Origin of the sequence: Clostridium cuniculi (assembly GCF_004353185.1) — a bacterium.
GTDB lineage: Bacteria > Bacillota > Clostridia > Clostridiales > Clostridiaceae > Clostridium > Clostridium cuniculi.
The window spans coordinates 1-3,843 of the sequence record NZ_SMUS01000079.1 but is presented as its reverse complement, the minus strand read 5'-3'; the positions used below and the strand labels follow the sequence as shown (position 1 = coordinate 3,843).

Below are 3,843 nucleotides of genomic sequence, written 5' to 3'. Positions count from 1 at the left end.
GGAGACCACATCGATATGAACGTTGAGTTAATCACTCAAGTAGCTATGGATGAAGGTTTAAGATTCGCTATCAGAGAAGGTGGAAGAACTGTAGGTTCAGGAGTTGTTACTTCTATAATCGAATAGTAATAGTTTTACTTAATACAGATAAGGACTGGGTTAGTTTACCTAGTCCTTTACAAAGCTAATATTATTGACATAATATCGGTTTTGTGGTAAGGTGTTTAAGTAATTAACGAAATAGATAACACAATATCATATAGACTTATATAATTATTTGGATAAACTGGAGGTGCAGACTGTGAGAGTTAAGGTAACATTAGCATGCACAGAGTGTAAGCAAAGAAATTACAACACAATGAAAAATAAGAAAAACAACCCAGACAGAATGGAAATGAATAAATATTGCAGATTCTGTAAAAAACACACACAACACAAAGAAACTAAATAGTTCGCTTTAGAGTGATGACACATACTCGCAATAGTTAAGGATGTGAAGTAATGGCTATTAAAGAAAATGTAAATGTAAATATTAATACTAAAACTTCTGAAAAAAGAGGGGTTTCTAAGTTTTTTAGAGAGCTTAAGGCAGAGGTTAAAAGAATAACTTGGCCTTCTAAATATGACACAAAAAAAGCGTTAATTGCAGTAGGCGTAGTCGTACTAATATATATTGTATTAGTAGGCGGGTTAGATTATATTTTTACAAACCTCTTTAAATTGATTTTTAAACTATAATAAAGGAGGTTTAGATGAGGTTTCTCATCTATAGTAAATATGAGTGAAAGAGCTAGATGGTATGTAGTACACACATATTCAGGTTATGAAAACAAGGTTAAAGCTAATCTTGAAAAGACTATAGAGAATAGAAATCTTGAACATTTACTTCTTGATATTCAAGTTCCTATGGAGGAAGTTATTGAAGAAAAAGATGGAAAGCAAAAGGTTTCTTTAAAGAAAAAGTTCCCAGGATATGTGTTAGTTAAAATGCTAATGACTGATGAGTCATGGTATGTGGTTAGAAACACAAGAGGTGTAACAGGATTTGTTGGACCAGGTTCTAAACCAGTACCTCTTACTGACGAGGAAGTAGAATCAATGGGTGTTGTTGAAATGCCAATTGATATTGACTTAGAAGTAGGAGAAAGTGTAAGAGTTATCTCTGGACCACTAAGAGAATTTGTGGCAATAATCCAAGAGATAAGTGTTGAAAAACACAAAATAAAAGCTTTAATAGATATGTTCGGCAGAGAAACATTAGCTGAACTAGATTTTAACCAAGTTGAGAAATTAGTTTAATATATTATATATAAAACTAATGTTTTTAATTAAGTGGGAGGACAAAAAGTCCGTATTACCACAGTATAGGAGGAATAGTAAATGGCTAAGAAAGTAACAGGAATGATTAAATTACAACTTCCTGCAGGTAAGGCAACACCAGCACCACCAGTAGGTCCAGCATTAGGGCAACACGGTGTTAATATTATGGGATTCTGTAAGGAGTTTAACGCAAAGACTGCTAATCAAGCTGGATTAATAATACCAGTTGTTATAACAGTATACCAAGATAGATCTTTTAGTTTTATCTTAAAGACTCCTCCAGCTGCAGTTCTAATTAAGAAAGAATTAGGATTAGAAAGCGGATCAGGAGTTCCAAACAGAACAAAGGTTGGAACATTAACTAAGGATCAAGTTAGAAAGATCGCTGAATTAAAAATGCCAGACTTAAACGCTGCAACAATCGAAACTGCTATGAGCATGATCGAAGGTACTGCAAGAAGTATGGGTGTTACAATAGCAGAGTAATTCTGAGTTTTTTAAAATGTGGGAGGTAAAAACCGCTAAAACCACGAAGGAGGCATAATAATGGGAAAGAAATATGTTGAAAGTTCAAAATTAGTAGATAAGAACGTTTTATATACACCAGCTGAAGCATTAGATTTAGCTGTAAAAACTGCAAAAGCTAAGTTCGATGAAACAATCGAATTACACGTAAGATTAGGGGTAGACCCAAGACACGCTGACCAACAAGTTAGAGGAGCTGTTGTTCTTCCAAACGGAACTGGTAAAACTGTTAAAGTTTTAGTATTTGCTAAAGGTGCTAAAGCAACAGAAGCTCAAGAAGCAGGAGCAGATTTCGTTGGAGCTGAAGAATTAGTTCAAAAGATCCAAGGTGAAAACTGGTTCGATTACGATGTAGTAGTAGCTACTCCAGATATGATGGGTGTTGTTGGTAGATTAGGTAGAGTTTTAGGACCTAAGGGATTAATGCCAAACCCAAAATCAGGAACAGTTACATTTGATGTTGCTAAAGCTATAGCTGACATCAAAGCTGGTAAAGTTGAATATAGAGTTGACAAAACTGCTATCGTTCACTGCCCAATCGGAAAAGCTTCATTTGGAGTTGAAAAGTTACAACAAAACTTCCATGCTTTAATGGATGCTTTAGTAAAAGCTAAACCAGCTGCTGCTAAGGGACAATACGTTAAATCAGTATCAGTTTCAAGCACAATGGGACCTGGAGCTAAAATTAACCCAACAAAAGTTTTAGATTAATATTGACATAGTGAAATTTACATAGTATAATAAATTTCGTTGTGAAAAAAGAGAATACTGTTTCCGTAGACAGTAGGTGCCGTAAGGTTTAAAGTAATCGCCTGCCTAGGATAACTAGATAAGTGATTGTTTATTTGGTCTTCCTGTGTCTATGGGAAGACCTTTCTTAATATATATTACAGTTAATAACTGTGAGGAGGTGGACACACAGTGATAAAGAAGAACAGACAAATTAAAGAAGCTAAAGTAGCTGAAATTAAAGAAAAGTTAGAAAAAGCTCAAGGTGTTGCATTAGCTAGCTACCAAGGTTTAACAGTTGAAGAAGATACAATGTTAAGAAAGAGCTTAAGAGAAGCTGGTGTTGAATATAAAGTTTACAAAAACACATTAGTAACATTAGCTGCTAACGAATTAGGTTTAGGTGATTTAGTTCAATACTTAGAAGGACCAGTTTCTATAGCATTCGGATATGAAGATGCTACTGCTCCAGCAAGAGTATTAAATAACTTCGCTAAGGACCACAAGAAGTTAGAATTAAAAGCAGGTATTGTTGACGGTATTGTTTATGACAAGGCTGGAGTTGAAAAACTTGCAACAATCCCATCAAAAGAAGTTCTTATTGCAAAACTTCTTGGAAGCTTCAAGGCTCCATTATCAAACCTTGCATACTTATTAAATGCAATTAAAGAAAAAAAAGAATCAGAGTCAGCTGAATAATAAACTGATAAAAATTTTGGAGGTGCAATTAAAATGACAAGAGAAGAAATCATTCAAGCTATAAAAGAAATGACTGTTTTAGAATTAAACGAATTAGTAACTGCTTGCGAAGAGGAGTTTGGTGTTAGCGCTGCTGCTCCAGTTGCTGTTGCTGGTGGAGCTGTTGCAGGTGCTGCAGCTGAAGAAAAGACTGAGTTTGACGTAGTATTATCAAATGCTGGTGCAAACAAGATCAAAGTAATCAAAGTTGTTAGAGAAATAACTGGATTAGGATTAAAGGAAGCTAAAGAAATAGTTGACGGAGCTCCTAAGACATTAAAAGAAGCTGTTTCTAAAGAAGAAGCTGAAGACATGAAAGCTAAATTAGCTGAAGTTGGAGCTGAAGTAGAAGTTAAGTAATTTCTTAACTTAATATAAAAAGGTGCTTTATAGCACCTTTTTTATTGTATAAATGAATACTACCTGCTGTGCAGGTATGTTCAGAGTAGCTTAAGCGGTGAGTATATAAAAAAACTCCTTTTGTCAATAATTAAAAAAGGTTCGCAGCCAAATTTAATAGACAAAAGGAGG

General features: G+C 34.5%; 8 protein-coding genes and 1 other annotated feature. All 8 genes read left to right on the top strand.

The features are described from left to right. The coding region (locus EJJ37_RS19485; protein WP_446005004.1) for an EF-Tu C-terminal domain-related protein at positions 1–126 on the top strand (126 nt) is incomplete at its 5' end. 175 nt (positions 127–301) lie between these two features. Next, positions 302–451, top strand: a complete 150-nt coding sequence (gene rpmG, locus EJJ37_RS19480; RefSeq protein ID WP_042402281.1) for a 50S ribosomal protein L33 — start codon at positions 302–304, stop codon at positions 449–451. A 50-nt stretch (positions 452–501) separates the two neighbouring features. Then, positions 502–738 carry a preprotein translocase subunit SecE gene (secE, locus tag EJJ37_RS19475; protein WP_133017085.1) on the top strand — a complete coding sequence of 79 codons (237 nt, stop codon included), beginning with the start codon at positions 502–504 and terminating at the stop codon, positions 736–738. Positions 739–777: 39 nt separating this feature from the next. Continuing rightward, positions 778–1,299 carry a transcription termination/antitermination protein NusG gene (nusG, locus tag EJJ37_RS19470; protein ID WP_133017084.1) on the top strand — a complete coding sequence of 174 codons (522 nt, stop codon included), beginning with the start codon at positions 778–780 and terminating at the stop codon, positions 1,297–1,299. An 81-nt stretch (positions 1,300–1,380) separates the two neighbouring features. Further along, entirely contained in the window at positions 1,381–1,806 is a 426-nt protein-coding gene (rplK, locus tag EJJ37_RS19465; RefSeq protein ID WP_042402288.1) for a 50S ribosomal protein L11, read from the top strand. Between the two features lie 60 nt (positions 1,807–1,866). Beyond that, positions 1,867–2,556, top strand: coding sequence for a 50S ribosomal protein L1 (gene rplA / locus EJJ37_RS19460; RefSeq protein ID WP_133017083.1), 690 nt, complete (start codon positions 1,867–1,869; stop codon positions 2,554–2,556). 45 nt (positions 2,557–2,601) lie between these two features. Next, positions 2,602–2,733, top strand: a sequence feature (ribosomal protein L10 leader region). Positions 2,734–2,769: 36 nt separating this feature from the next. Then, positions 2,770–3,273, top strand: a complete 504-nt coding sequence (gene rplJ, locus EJJ37_RS19455; protein WP_133017086.1) for a 50S ribosomal protein L10 — start codon at positions 2,770–2,772, stop codon at positions 3,271–3,273. Between the two features lie 33 nt (positions 3,274–3,306). Continuing rightward, complete coding sequence (gene rplL / locus EJJ37_RS19450) at positions 3,307–3,672, top strand: 50S ribosomal protein L7/L12 (RefSeq protein WP_042402292.1); 366 nt, start codon at positions 3,307–3,309, stop codon at positions 3,670–3,672. Positions 3,673–3,843: the final 171 nt, after the last annotated feature.